Source organism: Gloeocapsopsis crepidinum LEGE 06123 (genome assembly GCF_015207655.1).
GTDB lineage: Bacteria > Cyanobacteriota > Cyanobacteriia > Cyanobacteriales > Chroococcidiopsidaceae > Gloeocapsopsis > Gloeocapsopsis crepidinum.
On sequence record NZ_JADEWN010000091.1, the window covers coordinates 1 to 17,602 of the forward strand.

The 17,602-nt window shown below is 43.0% G+C and carries 19 protein-coding genes; 12 read left to right on the forward strand and 7 right to left on the reverse strand.

Annotation, left to right across the window (positions count from 1 at the left end; translation table 11 throughout):
• Positions 1-173 precede the first annotated feature (173 nt).
• From IQ230_RS24115 to IQ230_RS24130, 4 genes are all read right to left on the reverse strand, one after another.
• Positions 174-566 carry a helix-turn-helix domain-containing protein gene (locus tag IQ230_RS24115; protein ID WP_193934758.1) on the reverse strand — a complete coding sequence of 131 codons (393 nt, stop codon included), beginning with the start codon at positions 564-566 and terminating at the stop codon, positions 174-176.
• Positions 567-729: 163 nt separating this feature from the next.
• Positions 730-1,089: a phage holin family protein gene (locus IQ230_RS24120; RefSeq protein ID WP_193934759.1), complete on the reverse strand. Its 360-nt coding sequence runs from the start codon at positions 1,087-1,089 to the stop codon at positions 730-732.
• Between the two features lie 131 nt (positions 1,090-1,220).
• Entirely contained in the window at positions 1,221-1,787 is a 567-nt protein-coding gene (locus IQ230_RS24125) for an ExbD/TolR family protein (RefSeq protein ID WP_193934760.1), read from the reverse strand.
• Between the two features lie 251 nt (positions 1,788-2,038).
• Entirely contained in the window at positions 2,039-2,779 is a 741-nt protein-coding gene (locus IQ230_RS24130) for a MotA/TolQ/ExbB proton channel family protein (protein WP_099703593.1), read from the reverse strand.
• 434 nt (positions 2,780-3,213) lie between these two features.
• Here IQ230_RS24130 and IQ230_RS24135 point away from each other — a divergent pair, with 434 nt between their 5' ends.
• Positions 3,214-3,528: a YkvA family protein gene (locus IQ230_RS24135; RefSeq protein WP_193934761.1), complete on the forward strand. Its 315-nt coding sequence runs from the start codon at positions 3,214-3,216 to the stop codon at positions 3,526-3,528.
• 221 nt (positions 3,529-3,749) lie between these two features.
• A complete protein-coding gene (locus IQ230_RS24140; RefSeq protein ID WP_193934762.1) occupies positions 3,750-3,932 on the forward strand; it encodes a hypothetical protein in 183 nt (60 codons plus the stop codon).
• A gap of 36 nt (positions 3,933-3,968) precedes the next feature.
• On the opposite strand, the gene IQ230_RS24145 is transcribed toward IQ230_RS24140, so the two are convergent.
• Together IQ230_RS24145 and IQ230_RS24155 are read right to left on the reverse strand one after the other, a co-directional pair.
• On the reverse strand, positions 3,969-5,441 hold the full coding sequence (locus IQ230_RS24145) for a leucyl aminopeptidase (RefSeq protein ID WP_193934763.1): 1,473 nt from the start codon (positions 5,439-5,441) through the stop codon (positions 3,969-3,971).
• Between the two features lie 309 nt (positions 5,442-5,750).
• On the reverse strand, positions 5,751-6,116 hold the full coding sequence (locus IQ230_RS24155; RefSeq protein ID WP_193934765.1) for a hypothetical protein: 366 nt from the start codon (positions 6,114-6,116) through the stop codon (positions 5,751-5,753).
• 726 nt (positions 6,117-6,842) lie between these two features.
• Between IQ230_RS24155 and psbO the strand changes: the two genes are divergently transcribed.
• The 9 genes from psbO to IQ230_RS24200 all read left to right on the forward strand — a co-directional run bounded on the left by psbO (position 6,843) and on the right by IQ230_RS24200 (position 13,919).
• Positions 6,843-7,679, forward strand: a complete 837-nt coding sequence (gene psbO, locus IQ230_RS24160) for a photosystem II manganese-stabilizing polypeptide (RefSeq protein ID WP_193934766.1) — start codon at positions 6,843-6,845, stop codon at positions 7,677-7,679.
• 832 nt (positions 7,680-8,511) lie between these two features.
• Complete coding sequence (locus IQ230_RS24165; RefSeq protein WP_193934767.1) at positions 8,512-9,297, forward strand: RNA polymerase sigma factor SigF; 786 nt, start codon at positions 8,512-8,514, stop codon at positions 9,295-9,297.
• A 77-nt stretch (positions 9,298-9,374) separates the two neighbouring features.
• Positions 9,375-10,430, forward strand: coding sequence for a hypothetical protein (locus IQ230_RS24170; protein ID WP_193934768.1), 1,056 nt, complete (start codon positions 9,375-9,377; stop codon positions 10,428-10,430).
• A 2-nt stretch (positions 10,431-10,432) separates the two neighbouring features.
• Positions 10,433-10,720: an acyltransferase gene (locus tag IQ230_RS24175; protein WP_193934769.1), complete on the forward strand. Its 288-nt coding sequence runs from the start codon at positions 10,433-10,435 to the stop codon at positions 10,718-10,720.
• A gap of 54 nt (positions 10,721-10,774) precedes the next feature.
• Positions 10,775-12,058 carry a histidine--tRNA ligase gene (hisS, locus tag IQ230_RS24180; protein WP_193934770.1) on the forward strand — a complete coding sequence of 428 codons (1,284 nt, stop codon included), beginning with the start codon at positions 10,775-10,777 and terminating at the stop codon, positions 12,056-12,058.
• Positions 12,059-12,163: 105 nt separating this feature from the next.
• On the forward strand, positions 12,164-12,613 hold the full coding sequence (locus IQ230_RS24185; RefSeq protein ID WP_193934771.1) for a GFA family protein: 450 nt from the start codon (positions 12,164-12,166) through the stop codon (positions 12,611-12,613).
• 62 nt (positions 12,614-12,675) lie between these two features.
• Positions 12,676-13,173: a GNAT family N-acetyltransferase gene (locus IQ230_RS24190; RefSeq protein WP_193934772.1), complete on the forward strand. Its 498-nt coding sequence runs from the start codon at positions 12,676-12,678 to the stop codon at positions 13,171-13,173.
• Positions 13,160-13,354 (forward strand): hypothetical protein, encoded by a 195-nt coding sequence (locus tag IQ230_RS24195; protein WP_193934776.1) that lies wholly within the window; start codon positions 13,160-13,162, stop codon positions 13,352-13,354. The genes IQ230_RS24190 and IQ230_RS24195 overlap by 14 nt, the downstream gene beginning before the upstream one ends.
• 181 nt (positions 13,355-13,535) lie before the next feature.
• Entirely contained in the window at positions 13,536-13,919 is a 384-nt protein-coding gene (locus tag IQ230_RS24200) for a GNAT family N-acetyltransferase (protein WP_228055291.1), read from the forward strand.
• A gap of 258 nt (positions 13,920-14,177) precedes the next feature.
• On the opposite strand, the gene IQ230_RS24205 is transcribed toward IQ230_RS24200, so the two are convergent.
• Positions 14,178-14,576, reverse strand: coding sequence for a response regulator (locus IQ230_RS24205; RefSeq protein ID WP_193934775.1), 399 nt, complete (start codon positions 14,574-14,576; stop codon positions 14,178-14,180).
• Positions 14,577-14,835: 259 nt separating this feature from the next.
• Here IQ230_RS24205 and gyrA point away from each other — a divergent pair, with 259 nt between their 5' ends.
• Complete coding sequence (gyrA, locus tag IQ230_RS24210; RefSeq protein ID WP_193934773.1) at positions 14,836-17,334, forward strand: DNA gyrase subunit A; 2,499 nt, start codon at positions 14,836-14,838, stop codon at positions 17,332-17,334.
• The last annotated feature ends 268 nt before the right edge of the window (positions 17,335-17,602 follow it).

Consider the following 17,602-nt stretch of genomic DNA (forward strand, 5'->3'; position numbering starts at 1 on the left):
GCCAGCTTCTGCTTAACTTCTTCAACGCTCTGGTGGGCTACAACTCGACTGACTCTTGCCATAACAGTGCTCGTTTCTCGGTTAACTGCACCCTACCCTAATTGTTCTTTAGAACGCAAGTTCGTATAAGTTTGCTGCCTCGATTTGTTGCACTTGCTGCCAATACTCCGTTCTCAATTGCTGTACTCGTTGTGTTTTTGCTTGAGTGCTGCGTAGTGTCTTTTTTTTCGTGTCAGTTTTTGTTTTTGCAATGCACGACACATCGTACTTGTACTCAGCCAATCATGATAATTTGTCCCCCAATACTCACAGTATTCCCTCAATGTTGCATCGGGATATTGTTTCACCATTGCCGCTAGCTGCGCCTTATAACCATCCAACTTTCCCTTGATTGCTCCACCCTGTTTTTTCGGTTGGACATGACCTTGAGTTTTCTTCATGGCTATCAGTTTTTGCACAAAACTTTTGGCTACTCCAAATCGAGCCGCAACTTTTCTGATTGAGGTGTCACCTTGTGTGTATGCCTTAACTATTTTTTCTCGCAAGTCGAGCGAGTACGGTTTCATTAGACTTCATTTGTGTACTCCTCTTACTGTACCTCATAAACTTGCAATAGGCTGTAAGTATATAGTGAGGTAGGCAGCTTGTCTGCCCCTGCCTCATCAACAATAAAGCGGTCTACCTTTTAGGAAACCGCTGCTAACTTACTATTCATTTTTTAAGAACTCTTTACAGAGCAACAAAACCATAAATTAAGTTACTAACAACTGAGAGTGCTAACGCGCCAATCAATGCGCTCCAAATTCCTGCACGTAAGCGAAAGCCACTCACTAAAGAAGCTGCTAATGCTAAACTCACAGCACCAATAATAAAAGTGAACACACCAGATAATAAGCCGAATGTCACCACATTAGGAATAAAAAACACGGCTTTTAATATGGGATTAACTACAGCTGCAACAATGCCTAAAACAGCAGCTGAAATAAATGCTTTAGGAGTGCTATCAACTTCTACCCCTACTGGCAGTTGCGTAACAAGTAATAAGCTCGATGCACTGACTAACCAAGCAATTAATAACTCTACCAACATAAACTATATCCTCTGCTTAAATTGTTGATTTATCAAAGATTCATTACTGCCAGTAAAGTAACTTATGCCAAAGAAAGTATACATCTATAAATTGGCAGAAATCAGTGTTTTTGGTTACTACTTGTTGTTGCTTAGGGAACTGCAGGTGTTGTGGTAGGAGAAATTGGCGATTGATTAGGAGCAGGAGCAGGAGGAATTGTAGGAATTGGAGCGTTGAGGTTATTTTGTGGATCTGGTGAAGGTGTAATTCCAGGAACAACAGGAACAGTAGGACTGACACCTTGATTAGCATCGCCTGGTAGAGTTGCTAAAGCCACGCGATCGCCACCGACAGCTCGTAGTAAATCGAGTACTTGAATCACTTCATTATAACTTGCGGTGCGCGAAGCATTTAATACCATAATTCCTTCAGGATTTGCCTGACGATAAGCTTGCAAACGTTGTGTCAGTTCATCTCGCGATACGGCATCTTGCTCTACATAAGTTTGCCCAATTCCATCCAACGTTACAATTAAAGTCTGGCGAATTTCTGGTGGTGTACCAGTACTTGCTCTCGGTAAGTCTACATTAATAGCTTGCTGTCGAGTAAATTGCAACGCAGCTAGCAGGAAAAACGTCAAGATACAGAAAATGACATCAATCAGAGGAATGATTTGAACCTGAACTTCTTCAATTGGAGAATGTAAATTGATTTTCATGTTGAATTGACATTAGCAGATAACAAGTTGATTTGAGCTTAACTTGCAAGTTAATGTGTGAGGATGAAGCTCAGTGATACTCAGTAATACTTACTATTCAAAGTTTTGAGTTTTGTTCGCGTTCGCATGCTAGATGGCACTATTTTGAGTTAACCCAAGTTAACCCAATAGAGTTTTGAATTTTTAAATTAACTTCATTCATGATTCATAACTCTACCCAGTGGTAATGTATTCTGACTACATTGTTTAGCTTACAGTGGCGATGTATCCGGACCTTTCTTCTCAGAACGTGGTGGAATGCGGAAAGTTTCAGTTGTATCTCGCTGTACAATGTTTGTCCGAGGTGCAGTGCTCTGAGGATCAGGCACGTTGTCACCCCAATTCTGACGATATAAAACTTCCAACTCACTTCCTGCTCTACGGAAAACTTTGACTTGGTTGACAACAAAAGCTTGAAACAATCGATAGAATGCTAGGCTAATAATTGCAACAACAAGACCTGCTGCAGTACTAATTAGCGATTCACCAATCCCTAGCGTTACTCCCGCCGCAGAAGCTGTTCCGAGATCGCCAAGACGAATATTTCTCAAAGATCGGATCAAACCTAGTACGGTTCCTAACAAACCAAGTAAGGGAGCTAGTGCAATAACAGCTTCAAGGATTTTTTCTCCTTGCCGCATGGCTGCCAATTCGTCCTCAGCAGTTGCTTCTAATGCTAGTCGGAAGAGATCAGGATCAGGTCTAGATAAACGCAACGGAGCATAAAGAAACCGCCCGATAGGTTGATCTGTGGCTCTTTTAGCAAGCTGTGTAGCTCCTGCCCAATTATCACGAGCTGCATAAAGGATGCGATTTACAATTTCTCGTTCTTGGTTCAAAATTCTAAACCAAAACCACAAGCGTTCAATAATGACGCTCAAAGACAAAATCGAGAGTGCCAGCAATGGTAGCATTGCTGGTCCACCATTTCTAAATATTTCTATGACATCCACCGTTCTTACATACCTCCGTTCACTAGACTTTTTGGCAAAGACCTCATTGTACAAGTCGCGTAATCATGTGTTATGCTCGACGCGTGAATTGCGCGTCATCTTGCTTAACGGACATTAGCTAGAGTTTACGAGCAAGTGCTGATTTCTCTTCAACAGCATAGTTTACATTGTTTATTTGTTAAGGGAACTCATCGGCTGCATCCTTATTGTGAAACAGATAGCTAGCACTTAAGCACAATCTTGCAAAGAGTTTTAGGTAATTAACTGTAGAAACTAACAAATTATTTCAGTTTCAGCCACACCTATCTTTGGACAGGTATCAAGAAAAGTTACCAGTAGAAGTTTCCAAACAAAAAGCAGACGGTTATTTCTACCAGAAGTTTGCCCAGATGTCTGTCACGATAAAAGTAAGTGTAGGGTAATCTCAATTAACTATGAACTTTAGCATTCAAGCGGTTTATAACTGGTATCGCAATCTTTTGCGTAACCCTAAGTACCGTTGGTGGGTTGTGTTAGGAACAGCATTTTATTTCTTGCTACCGTTTGACGTTGCACCAGATTTTCTGCCAGTTGTAGGACAAATAGATGATGTCTTTTTGATATCACTGCTCGTTGCAGAAATTTCTCAAATCCTGATTGAAGGTGTCAAAGCACGTAAAGTAAATACAGAATACAATCAAGCTGCTCATGATGGGAATGTAAGTTCCGCAGCAAGTACCATCGATGTTGATGCTGTATCAGTTAAATAGCGACTACTATTCCCTCCTTTATCGTTTGTAACCGCACAAGATAGCAGGAGGGTGTCTTGAATTTTTTGAATTTTATGAACTGCTATCGTTAAGTATCTTTTCAGTGTTGTGTATTCTCTATTACAAAAGCTATTTTTTAGTGATGGCTTCGCGCTGTTAATATAAATACTGAAGATAAATGCGATACAAGTTCTGTCTAAGGCGAGTTCAGCAAGGAATATATGGATTCAGATCGCCCATCCACACCTCCTGAGGATCAATTTGATTCTGAAGCTATACCAACATTGCAAAGAAAGTCTATCCATCCAGATAGCCTTAAGTTTATGGATATGGCAAAAGACCTCCTAGATAAGCCAGAAATCAAGCAAGCAATGACTGACGAACAACAAAAGCATGAAGAATAGGGCAGGGGTAGTTTATCCCACTACCCATATAGATATTTAATGGTTCAGTACCCAGTGAACTAAAGTACGAACACCATAGCCTGTTGCGCCAGGATTGCTACAGCCATTTTCTTTATCTGTCCAAACGGGACCAGCAATATCCAGATGCGCCCAAGGAGTTTCTTTAACAAACTGCTTGAGAAACAATGCAGCTGTAATCGAGCCACCGCCACGCGGTCCTGTATTCTTAAAATCAGCAATTCCAGATTTTAGTCCTTCAAAGTACTTTTCTTCAAAAGGCATCCGCCAAAGTTTTTCGCCAGCGGCTTCGGAAGCTTGGGCAAGCTGATGTGCTAGTTCATCGTCAGGAGAGAATAAGCCGGCAATTTCGTCACCTAGAGCAATAATGCAAGCACCTGTGAGAGTTGCTAAATCAACAATTGCATCGACACCCAACTTCTCCGCAAACACTAGTGCATCTGCTAGGGTTAATCGACCTTCAGCATCGGTGTTGTTGACTTCGATTGTTTTACCATTAGAAGCCTTCAGAATGTCTCCAGGATGCATTGCTCGACCACTAATCATATTCTCGGTAGCCGCACTGATAAAGTGAACTTCGACATCTGGCTTGAGTTGGGCGATCGCTTTGGCAGCACCTAACGTAGCACCAGCACCTCCCATATCCATTTTCATCATTTCAATGCTGCTACCCGCGCCAGCTTTGATATTTAAGCCCCCAGAATCAAACGTTAAACCTTTACCAATAATTGCTAGCTTACGCTTGGGAGTGCCTTCGGGTTTGTAAGTCAGGTGAATAAACTTAGGCGGTAAATCAGAAGCTTGGGCAACACCTAAAAAAGCCCCCATGCCGAGTTTTTCACACTCCTCACGTTCGAGAATTTCCAGTTGCAAGCCATGATCGTCAGCTATTTTTTGCGCAGTCTCTGCGAGTGTAATCGGTGTAACTGCGTTGGGTGGGGCTGCTACTAATTCTCTTGCTAAGTTAACTCCGGTACAAATTGAGTTGGCACGGGCGATCGCTTCTTCTTGCCCTGCAAATCCAATTAAATCGACTCGTTCTACTGTGACTTTATCTTCAGGTTCAGATTTAAAGCGATTATCTTGATACGAAGCTAGTTGAATGCCTTCGGCGATCGCTTGTGTTGTTGCCGCAGGGTCATGATCTACTGTCGGTAGACTTACCCCCACAATTTTGCATTTCTCCTTCTTCGCTAATCGAGCAACAGTAGCTGCTGCACGTCGCAAAATGTCTAATTTCAGTGCTTCTTGATTACCTAGCCCGATCAGAAACACTTTACGTACAGAACTACCACTACCAATGCGCGTAACAGCGCTACTGCCTTCTTTGCCTTTGAATTCTGTCTCATCAATAATTTCTTTGATGGCACCAGCAAACTTTTCATCAAGCTGGACGACACTACCGCTCAATTCAGTCTCTTCAAATAAGCCAATAGCAAGACCATCCCCAGTCCAATCTAGAAGTGGGGTATCAATTGCTCGAATTTCCATTTCTATATCTGTGATTAAAGCTTCTTGTACCAGTATCGCGCAAATTCTCAGGAACAGGGGTTGGAGAGTTAAAGAAGCAGAGGAGCAAGTGCGGTGCAAAGCCAAGCGAAAGGTGCGGGGGTGTCCCCCGTTGAGCGAACTGGCATGAGGTTTCCGCGCGTGAGAGCAACTGGCGTGAGCAGAGGTACAGAGGAGAATATAGAACTACGAATTAGTACTTCGCAAAGTAGTTATGAATTTTGAATTACAAATTATAAACGTAGTCACCTCAAAATTCATAACTCAACACTCAAAACTAATCACTAGCTACTAGTCTCTGATTACGGTCGCTTCGCCATTGTGTAATTCTGGAGTTGTAGCGACATTAATTATTGTCTCATCGCCCTTATGATTGTTGTGTGCTGCTTCTACATTTACAAATAAAGCTTGTAATCGCATTCGCTCAATATAAGGCCAGCCTCCTTGAGATTCAATATCTTTCAGCAAGGTGTATAGTGCTTGACGATTGTCTGGCAAAGATGCTTGAAAAAGTCCATCACGAATTTCTTGATGTAGCCCCTCTAGCTGCCGTAGTAGAGACAAAAGTGCAATATTATTGCCTTGACAATTTTCTGCCAAGGTACGGATGGCATTCACAATTGTTTGCAGTTCAGCCTGCTGATTGTCCTGACTCAAACTTAGTGTTCCTTTTCAATAGGTTGCTGACATGTAATTTCTTGCATTACTGACTATGCGATACAGTATCGCAATCTCAGGCAAAACATAGATTAGTTTAAAGTAGATTAACCAGGCAAGTAGTTAAACACAGTACACAGTACAATCTTTTCTTTGGATAAGAACATCTCAGTTGTACCAACGATACTAATTTAACTTTGATCAAGGATTTTCTAATCAAGAGATAGCTGTTACTTTATCTTTTATTTGCAAATATACTACACATTTCGTGCATTTAGTCAAATGAAGTTAACAATAAATAAGATACAGCAGATTACTTACCTTGTAGCTGATTGACTTTTATTAAAATCAGTAGTATTAAGTCAAACCTTTAACAGGATTGTCTTAGTTTGTGTCATCTTCACTGTATTGGCGACAACGCCGTGTAAAATTTTGTATTGGGATCTGGGCTGATCCATTTTGCAAACCATCAGACCTGAGCTAAATCCCAGCGGTTCAATGAACCTCCAAAGATAGTTCTATAGGTACAAGTAAAATGCTATTTACCCCCTATACATTCCAACCGAGGACGAGCATTGAAGCGCGGTCTATCGCTGTAATGACTGTCATGCCGTTGTGCTATAGCTTTTGGTAAAACAAGCTGATATACGCCTATATTCAATTCTATTGGCAGATTATGTTTGCAGTTTGCAGGTTAAATACGAAGTTAAAAGATTGAGGTTGACCATGAGGTATCGCGCTCTAATTATTGCATTCATAGCATTGTGCTTGGGTGTACTAACCGCTTGTAGTGAGGGTCCTGCATCTGCTAGTAGTAGAGATGTACTCACCTACGACCAGATCAGAGGTACTGGTTTGGCTAACAAATGTCCACAACTTTCAGAAACAACGCGTGGTTCCATTGCAATTGATCCTAATCAGTCATACAGAATAGTTGAGTTGTGCTTGGAACCAACCACCTTCTTTGTTAAAGAAGAACCCACAAACAAACGTCAAAAACCAGAATATATTGCTGGTAAATTGTTAACTCGTTACACTTCTACAATCGATCAGGTACAAGGCAAGCTCAACGTAAATAATGATGGCAGCCTAACCTTTGTGGAAGAAGACGGGCTTGACTTCCAAGCAATCACGGTACAACTTCCTGGTGGTGAGCGAGTTCCTTTCTTGTTCACGATCAAAGATCTCGTTGCTCAAACCCAACCAGGGCTGACTAGCATTAACACATCTACTGATTTTGAAGGTGATTTTAAAGTACCTTCTTACCGCTCTGCAGCCTTCCTCGATCCTAAAGGTCGCGGTGGTATAACCGGTTATGACAATGCAGTTGCACTTCCTGCTCAAGCAGATAGTGAAGAACTCGTTAGAGCAAACCGCAAGCAAACTCCCAACTTGAAAGGAGAAATTTCTCTACAAGTTGCTAAGGTAGATAGCAGCACAGGTGAAGTTGCAGGTACTTTTGAAAGCGAACAGCCATCTGATACGGATTTGGGTGCGCGTGAAGCGCTGGATGTCAAGATTCGTGGTCTGTTCTATGCTCGAATTGAACCCACGAGAGCGTAGCATAGATGTTAGTGTGACAGGAGATAGTGAAGGATACAGCAAGATGTCTAAACACATCTCGTTCTTTCCATCTCCTTCCTTTTAGGTAGCAAATTGTGTAACAGTGTCATTAGAAATTTTCTTAAGAGAGCAGTTAGTCTCTCTTTTTTATTGACCGTTGCTGTTGAGAAGTAGCAAAATATCAAGTGTTGTTACAGAAACATCAATAACGGAATAAATACTAAGCTCAATAATATTAATTATTTTTGATATTAACAGGCGCTCTATCACTGATATTAGTTACTAATAGAATATGTCACAGAAAAGTCAATAACTTTTAGCCTCTAGCTAAACCCTACAACTAAAAGTGAGAAACTTGAATTAAGGATGTTGGAAATTTCATTTTCATAATTCTATTTGTGATGGGCTAACTGTTATGCATGCTTACTAATTGCTAATGGTGTCATCATAATTTAGTTGTTTACTGCATGGAGCTTGGTATAAATTCAATTTCACATCTCAAGTTTCAAATTCAAGCACAAAATCCTTGCTTACGGGTTTTTGAGGAGAACCTCAATCAGAGTAAAGAAAATTCAGTGTTATTTCGGTGGTATCAAAACAGGAAAAATTAATACTCTAATTAGTCAGCAGCGAGCAATCTCAGTTGCAGATATCAAGTCTATCTAGTTACGTGTATTGGCTAAATTGAGCGTTGAATGATGTTTCTTAGCTTGTTTTGTCTGTTTATTACAATGCATAGCTTTCATGCTACTCATTACTCCAGCAATCAACAAGAAACAGTTGCGCGACGCAGTAGTAACGCCTCTGTTGTCATTCAATTATTACTATAATCATGGTGCTAAGTTATACCGTAAATCCGAAGGAATTGAAGCAAACAAGTGCAACTCTACTGCGAGATTACGAGCAAGGGCGCTCTCAAACTATCCGCAACCAACTCGTCACCCTGAATTTGGGATTAGCAAGAAAAGAGGCACACTACTGGAGCAATCAATGCACAGAAAGTTATGAAGACTTACTACAAGTTGGCTGCATTGGGTTAATTCGGGCAGTTGAACGCTTTGAATTATCTAAAGGTCATGCCTTTAGTTCTTTTGCAGTTCCTTATATTCGGGGAGAAATTCAGCACTACCTGCGAGATAAAGGTGTTATGGTGCGCATTCCGCGCCGTTGGTTAGCTTTACAGCAACAAGCAGTAGGAGTGTCACAAGAACTACGTCAGAAATATAACCGCCAACCATCAGATGCTGAAATTGCTGCAGCACTAAACATTTCACTTGAGGAATGGCAAGAAGTTAAACTGGCGTGGCTGAATCGCGCTCCCTTGAGCTTAGATATGCCTGTTCAGGAATCTGAAGAAGGGACAACCTGTTTAGGAGAAATAGTTCCCGATCAAGATTATCGTAGCTTTCAACTTGCACAAGATGACCGCATTCGCTTACAACAATCTTTGTATCAATTAGAGAAACGCACTCACGAAATCTTGAAATTTGTGTTTTTATATGACTTAACACAGAAAGAAGTGGCAGAACACTTGGGCATTAGCGTGGTCACAGTTTCGCGTCGCGTGAAAAAAGGACTCGATCGTTTGAAGCAGTTAATGGTTGGTACAGAAGATTAAATTGTCTTTAGACGACTCGAAAACTGCTGTCACTTAATTAATCTAGGTTATAAAAGTACCAGAACTCTGGGATTGAGATGTTGGAAGATAGCGGATTGGAAGGAAATTCTGATAGTAATAAAAGTTTTAGAGTAAAGGCAATGCGCGAGCTTTCCACAATCGCATTTGTCGGCACCATCTTGTTGCCAATCGCGAGTTGCGGCAATAGTGGCGAAGATACTAACTCTACAGCATCACTGCCACAACAAGCACCTGCACCTGCAGCGGAACCTTTCACTAAACCTACAGTTGCTCCACAATCACCAACTGTTGTCGTTCCCTCTCCTGTGCTTATTCAACCAACCAACGGCAATCAACGTGCCCAGCAAGTCCAAACTGGTAGGGAAGACCCTTTTGCTGGACTGTTTTTGCGAACAGCACCTAGAACTTCACAAGTCGCATCACAACCATCTACTCCTAGTAGTACGCCAGCACCATCTCCACCGGCACCCTCTCCGGCAGGTAATGGTGGTAGTGCAGGCTCAGAGCAAAATACAACGCCTAATGGTGGCTCACAACCTGGAGGTGGCGCAAATAGCAATGGTAATAATGGTAATCCTCCTATTGCTCAAGAGGATAGTATTCCTTTCCCACCACCAGATGAAGGTTCTTTTCCACCACCTTTACCGTCAATTCCAGAGCCTGAGTTAGCGAGAAAGGTTGCAGTTTCTGGCGTTGTTCAAATCGGCGAACAGTTGCAGGCAATTGTTCAAGTACCTAATGAAGGAACTAGCCGCTACGTGCGTGTGGGACAACGGCTTTCCAACGGAGAAATCCTCGTCAAACGAATTGAGATGAGTCCTGGTATTGAACCTGTGGTCATTTTGGAACAATATGGTGTTGAAGTTTCCAAAGCGATCGGCGAGCAAACCGCAGAATCAGATGCAACAGACGCAACAACACCCAGTCCCACGCCACCACCACCGGAAGCAGAAGTAGAAGAACCTGAAGAACCAGTTCCATCTCCAGAAGTGACGTCACCTGCACCTCCAGTAGGTACGCCTGTACCTGTACCAGTTGCTCCACCTACAGTTCCTAATGCTACTCCGATACCATCACCTCCACCTTTTACACCTGGTCCAGGAGAGTTTTAATTATGCAAATGAGTCAAAATCAATTCAAGGATGAAGTTGAGTTTCCTGGCTTGCCATTAACGGTTTACCGAGAAATCGCCGCGCATCTACAGCAGGTGGATGGAGTCGAAACAGGGCTATATCCTGCTGCTCATCAACAGTTTGACTACAGCTATAGTCAAATTGGCGGTTTGTGGATTCAGTACGATCAACACGCTGACTTGATAAGTCGCGAACGAGTTGCTCAAATTTTGGCATACTATCAGAATTGTTACGGCGCATTTAGAAAACTGAATTCTGCAACTGAGTAGTCAGATTTTCTGCCGCGACACGTAACTGCAAAACGCAATTTATGTGAGCATTTGATGGGCGAAATTCAAGCACTACGAGGGACACGAGACATTCTGCCAGAGGAAGTTGGATATTGGCAGCAGGTAGAAACTAGGGCACGGGATATTCTTTTCAAAGCAGCATATCGCGAAATTCGTACTCCGATTTTTGAGCAAACTGAGCTATTTGAGCGAGGTATTGGGGAAGCTACCGATGTAGTAGGTAAAGAAATGTATACGTTTTGCGATCGCGGCGATCGCTCGATTACGTTACGCCCTGAAGGAACCGCTGGTGTAGTGCGATCGCTTATTGAACATAGTTTGTATACGCAAGGTGGCGTACAGCGGTTGTGGTACACCGGACCTATGTTTCGCTACGAACGTCCGCAAGCCGGACGACAGCGGCAATTTCATCAATTGGGCGTAGAAGTTTTAGGAAGTGCCGATCCTAGAGCAGATGTTGAAGTTATTGCGATCGCCACAAATATCCTGCAAGCTTTGGGATTAAAAAATCTCCACCTTGATATCAACTCGGTGGGTAATCTCGAAGATCGCCAAGCCTATCGCCAAGCACTGATAGACTACTTAACACCGTACAAAGATGAACTCGATCCTGATTCACAGGATCGTTTAAGTCGCAATCCATTACGAATTCTCGATAGTAAAGATAAACGCACGCAAGAAATTACCCAAAATGCACCGAGTATTTTAGATCATCTAGGTACATACTCGCGTCAGCACTTTGACAAAGTACAGCAATTACTCACCGATTTAGGCATCAGTTATCAACTCAACCCGCGCTTGGTACGCGGACTCGATTACTATACGCACACAGCGTTTGAAATTCAGTCGGATGACTTGGGTGCGCAAGCAACGGTTTGTGGTGGTGGACGCTATGATGGTTTAGTTGCACAGTTGGGTGGTCCTGAAACTCCAGCAGTCGGTTGGGCAATTGGTTTAGAACGCTTAATTTTATTGTTGCAACAGCTACAGCAGCCGACTTTACCAAGCGTAGATTTCTACGTTGTTTCGCGCGGGGATGCAGCCCAAGATCAGGCGCTTGTTCTAGCACAAAAGCTGCGGCAAGCAGGGTTTAGTGTAGATTTAGACTTGAGTGGAAGTGCTTTTAAGAAACAGTTTGCCAGGGCAGATCGCAGTGGGGCGATCGCGTGTCTGATTTTAGGAGACGAAGAAGCCGCAAACCAAACAGTGAAACTTAAGTGGATGGCATCAAAAGAACAAAGTGCAATTCCACAAGCCGAATTACTTACCAACATTGAAGAACTGCGAAGCCAATTGCACAGGGGCGAGGGGCGATAGAAAGAGTGACTAGTGGCTAGTGACTGGTGAAAGGGTGGTGAGAGGTGAGAGGCGAGGAGCGATCGCAGATAATAAACACAAGTAGTTATTTTGGAGCAACAAAGTATGACCGCTCCTTACACTGGAGGATGGCAGTGCGGGCAAATTCGATACGAGATCAGGGCTGAACCGTTAACACTTTATGCTTGTCACTGCAAAGAATGTCAAAAACAATCATCCAGTGCCTTTGGTATGTCAATGCCTGTTCCTCGCGACGCAGTTGTCATTCTCCAAGGACAGCCAAAACAATGGAAGCGAGTTTCTGACAGCGGACGTGAAGTAAGTTGCTTATTTTGTGAGGAGTGCGGGACAAGATTATTCCACAACCCTGCCCGAAACACCAAAATTACCAACGTTAAACCTGGGACATTGGATAATACAAGTTGGCTCAAGCCTGTTGGCAACTTGTGGACTCGAAGTGCTCAAAAATGGGTCATTATAAATGAACAAATGATAAACTACGAGGCACAACCGAGCGAATTTACCCAACTATTTGAGCAGTTTCAAATTGAGTAATACCGTAAGTGAAATTTAGAAAACTTAGTTAGTTTTTAAAAGTCGGCAAGGCGAGAGAGTCTATGGATCTAGAAATTGTTCCTTGCTCTGTTGAACATATCAAAAAGCTGATTGAGGGGGCAGATGCTTTCCAGGCTGCTTACGGGTTTCAAGTTGTCGATGGATATTTGCCTTTTGAAGGGGTACTTCAGTATACTCTCAATCAGATGCAACCTTCACGAATTTGGCATCCGTGGCTACCGTATCTGTTTCTCTTTCGCCCTGAGTTCGTATTAGTTGGACTTAGAGGCTTTAAGTCAATTCCCAATTCTCAGCGCACAGTTGAAATCGGTTACTCCGTTGCCCCAAATTATCAAGGCAGAGGTTTTGCAACATCGGTGGGGCGTCAGTTGATTGAAATTGCGTTTGCATCAGGGTTAGTTAGCTGCGTTTGCGCTCACACACTAGCAGAGCGTAATGCATCAGCTAGAGTTTTAGAAAAGTGTGGCATGACCAAAGTATCAGAAATTATCGACCCTGAAGATGGACAAGTATGGAGGTGGGAGATTGGCGCAGTATAACCATCTTGTTGTAAACCGACTGTATGAAGATGATGAGGTGTCTGAGATACTATCTCGCAAACGTTCCTTGACTTTAGAGATGATTCGGAAGTTGAATCAAGAATTAAGGATTCCGGCTGAAATTCTCATCCAGCCCTATGAGTTGGTGCAAACTCCCGCCCAACAACACTCATGCACTTGACTACCAAAAGCTGATCTGTTGAAGTTCGAGGTTGTCTGCGGTGGGTGATGAGAAGCCTTCAGCACTAATAGGAGTTTATCTGGAAATGCGAATTGAACCCTACGACGCTCATCAAGTTGATGCCGTCATTCGTCTTTCGCTGCGAGCATGGGCTCCAGTCTTTGATTCGATTCAGAACGCCATGGACATTGAGGTATACCAAGCATTTTATCCCGATAATTGGCGTGTGAGGCAGCAAAAAGCTGTTGAGGATGTGTGCGCTGCTGAAGACACCACTGTGTGGGTTGCTACCGAGGCTAGTGCTATTGTGGGCTTTGTCGCCGTGAAACTAGACTCAGAAAACAGCATGGGTGAAATCTACATGGTCGCTGTCGATCCAGATTTTCAATGTCGCGGTATTGGCAGCGCACTGATTAAATTTGCACTTGATTGGATGAAAGATGCAGGGATGTCTGTTGCGATGGTCGAAACCGGAGGCGATCTCGGTCATGCTCCAGCACGTCGCACCTATGAAAAACTGGGCTTTGGGCTATTCCCAGTCGCCAGATACTTCAAGAAGCTCTAGATACGCAGCATAAGAGCAAGGGGGTAGGTGGGTAAGTGGGTAGTAAAGTAAGAGGGAAAAATAGCAATTAAATCTCTCAATCTCTCCCACACTCCTACACTTCCACACTCCCACTACCCACTAGTCACTCTTCACTCACTCCTCGCTCCTCCAGAATAGTATTTTTGTACTAAACTAGAATCGTTCTAGTAAGCTGTGGTAAGGGTAGCATCAGATTCCTTACAGTAGAGGACTTAAGTGAAAACAACGCAGGTATTGCTAGTCTTTTTGCAGCAATGCCAAAATTTGCTCGATAAACTGTTGATGGTCAACAACAGGTTTGGAAATGTAGCCATCAGCGCCACTTTGCTTGAGAAAATTTTCGCGATCGCCTTCCATGGCGTGTGCTGTGACCAAAATAATCGGCAATTTGGCAGTTTGTGCATTCGCTTTCAACATTTGGGTAATCTTAATACCATCAACGGCTCTACCTTGGTACACACTACGAGAGAGAGAAACATCCATCAAAATAATGTCAGCTTCTCCTGCTGTAGCGATTTTCATCACTTCCTCTACATTTTCGGTATGCTTAACATCCAAGCCACCACGTTTGATCAAAATTTTGGAAAAAACTCGTGCATTAATTAAATCGTCTTCCACAATTAAAACAGTTTTCATATGAGGATTTACCGTAATTTGTCTATTATTCATAAATGAACAGATTATAGTTATGGCAGAAAATACCATGTTATTAAGAACATTAAGAGGCATTTCAAATGATGAAAGTGCTTGCCTCTAATTTAAGGATAATACTACTGTTGCTTGCTCAACGACTACCAATGAAATACTGGCACAAGCCATTTATCCTTTATGCTATTGTTCATTGTTTATAAATTACAGGACATCTTTTGTTGTTAGGAATCAGGGAACAGAATTCATGGCGAAACAATTAAACCTTCTCTCTAAGGGACAGGTCATTCCGACAGCTTTGCATACAGAAATGCAAAGGTCATACCTTGAATACGCCATGAGTGTGATCGTTGGGCGAGCATTACCTGACGTACGTGATGGATTAAAACCAGTTCACCGCCGGATTTTGTATGCGATGCACGAACTAGGGTTAACCCCCGATCGCCCTTATCGCAAATGCGCTCGTGTTGTCGGAGACGTACTTGGTAAATATCACCCTCACGGCGATCAAGCCGTTTATGATGCCTTAGTGCGATTAGTGCAAGACTTTTCGAGTCGCTATCCTTTACTTGCAGGGCATGGTAACTTTGGTTCGGTTGATAACGATCCGCCAGCTGCGATGCGTTACACCGAAACTCGCTTAGCACCAATTAGTCATGATGCATTATTGGCAGAAATTGGCGAGGAAACGATTGAATTTATTAGTAACTTCGATAACTCGCAGCAAGAACCTGTTGTTTTACCGGCACAGTTGCCGTTACTGCTGTTGAATGGTTGTGCAGGAATTGCGGTAGGGATGGCAACAAATATTCCGCCGCATAACTTGGGAGAACTCGTTGATGGATTGATTGCACTAATTGATCAACCAGAACTATCTGATGAAAAGTTATTTGAACTGATTCCTGGACCTGACTTTCCCACAGGTGGCGAAATCATTGGCACAGCGGGCATTCGTGAAGCCTACAGCACCGGACGCGGCAGCATGACAATAAGAGGAGTTGCCCAAGTTGAAGAAGTGCCAGGAGGGCGCGGCAGTAAGCGACGCACAGCAATTGTAATTACTGAGTTGCCGTTTCAAGTGAATAAGGCGGGATGGATTGAAAAAGTTGCAGAGTTAGTTAACCAAGGACGCTTAGAAGGCATCGCTGATATTCGCGATGAAAGCGATCGCACTGGGATGCGCGTTGTCATTGAACTCAAGCGCGACAATAATCCACAAGATGTGTTGCAGCACCTGTATCATCAAACTGCGCTACAAGTGAACTTTGGTGCGATTCTATTAGCACTTGTCGAGGGACAACCCCGTCAGTTAAGTTTACGCGAACTGTTACAAGAGTTCCTCAAGTTCCGTGAAGAAACGCTCAATCGCCGTTACACGCATCAGCTACATCAAGCCGAAAACCGCATTCACATTGTTTCAGGTTTACTGCGGGCATTGTCACATTTGGATGAAGTGATTGCGATTTTGCGACAGGCAAGTGATGGTAGTACCGCAAAAATTACGCTACAAAGTCGATTTGATTTGACAGAAGCACAAGCGGATGCCATTCTATCAATGCCACTGCGTCGGTTGACAAGCTTAGAACAGGAAAACCTGAAAAAAGAATTTGAATCGTTAAACGCGCAAATTCAAGAATTACAAAAGTTACTCAAGGATCGCCGCGAGTTACTCAAAGCCTTAAAAAAAGACTTGCGATCGCTCAAGCGTAAGTTTGGTGATGTGCGGCGGACAAAGTTAGCTCATAATGTCCAACCAACGGAAGATAAAAAGGCAGGAGAAAAGCAAAAATCTTCATCCAAGCCTCAAGCTTTACCACTCAATGTGCATCCTGTGGAAGAGGTGGTTTTGGAGTTTACGCAGCGAGGATATGTCAAGCGATCGGCAAATGGTCAGCGTACCAGTAGAAAATCAAAAGCAGAAAATGGTAATTCTGACTATGATTGTGTGATTCAAACTCAACCTGCCAAAACTGACCAAACATTACTTGTGCTAACAGGCAGTGGTAAAGTTTATCCTTTACAAGTTGGAGAAATTCCTTCATCAGGGCGTGGAGAAAAACGTGGCAATCCTTTGATTGGCTTGCTGCCAAACTCGGCATCTGCAGAAACTGTTGTTTCGCAATTTTTATTACCTGAAGATCCAGAAAACACGCAACTTGTCTTGTTGACTAGATTAGGGCGAATCAAGCGGTTGGCAATGACAGAGTTTTTGAGTGTTACTAATCGCGGTTTGACAGTCATTAAATTTAAAGACGATGATGAGTTATTATCAGTCCTTGTTGTCCAGCCTGAGCAAAATTTAGTTCTCGCCACAATTGGCGGACGACTATTGCGTTTTCCGATAAATGACGAACAACTGCCAATTATGGGACGTACTGCCGTGGGTTTACAAGCATTGCGGCTACGTAAGCAAGAGAAGTTAGTAGGTGGTGTGGCGCTTGATAACTTGGGTGATAATGTGTTGTTAGTTTCACAATCAGGATCGGCTAAACGTGTATCAGCCAGCACGCTACGCCAGGGAAATCGCGGTGATATTGGGACGCAAGCAATGCAGTTTACGTCTAAATCTGACGGTTTAGCAGGGATGGTGTTGGCGACAGAGGAAGCAGCTTTAGTTACAAATACGCCAAGAGTTGTGCGGATACCTGTCGATAAAGTAACGGTTCGGGGTAAAGATGGCGCAGGCGATCGCATCGCTGAACTGAATCCTGGGGAGAAAGTTATTGAGGTGGTGGCGATTGAATAAGTGTGTTTGCAAGTTTTTTGGAGTTGTGAACATTTTTTAAACGAACCTTACTAGGCATAGAGGTTGCAAAGGTGAAGAAAAAGAGGGTTTTTAATTTATTTAAGATGGCTATGATTTTGAGTGAGTTGATCTAACAAATCATACAGCCTATTGCAGTTTTATGAGGCACAGTAGCAACAGTGAGTAAACCAGTTTTTCAAATGCACGGGATTAATTAAATCGAGTGCAGTGGCAATGAGAAGATCAACCCTGAATGCAGTAGTTGGGG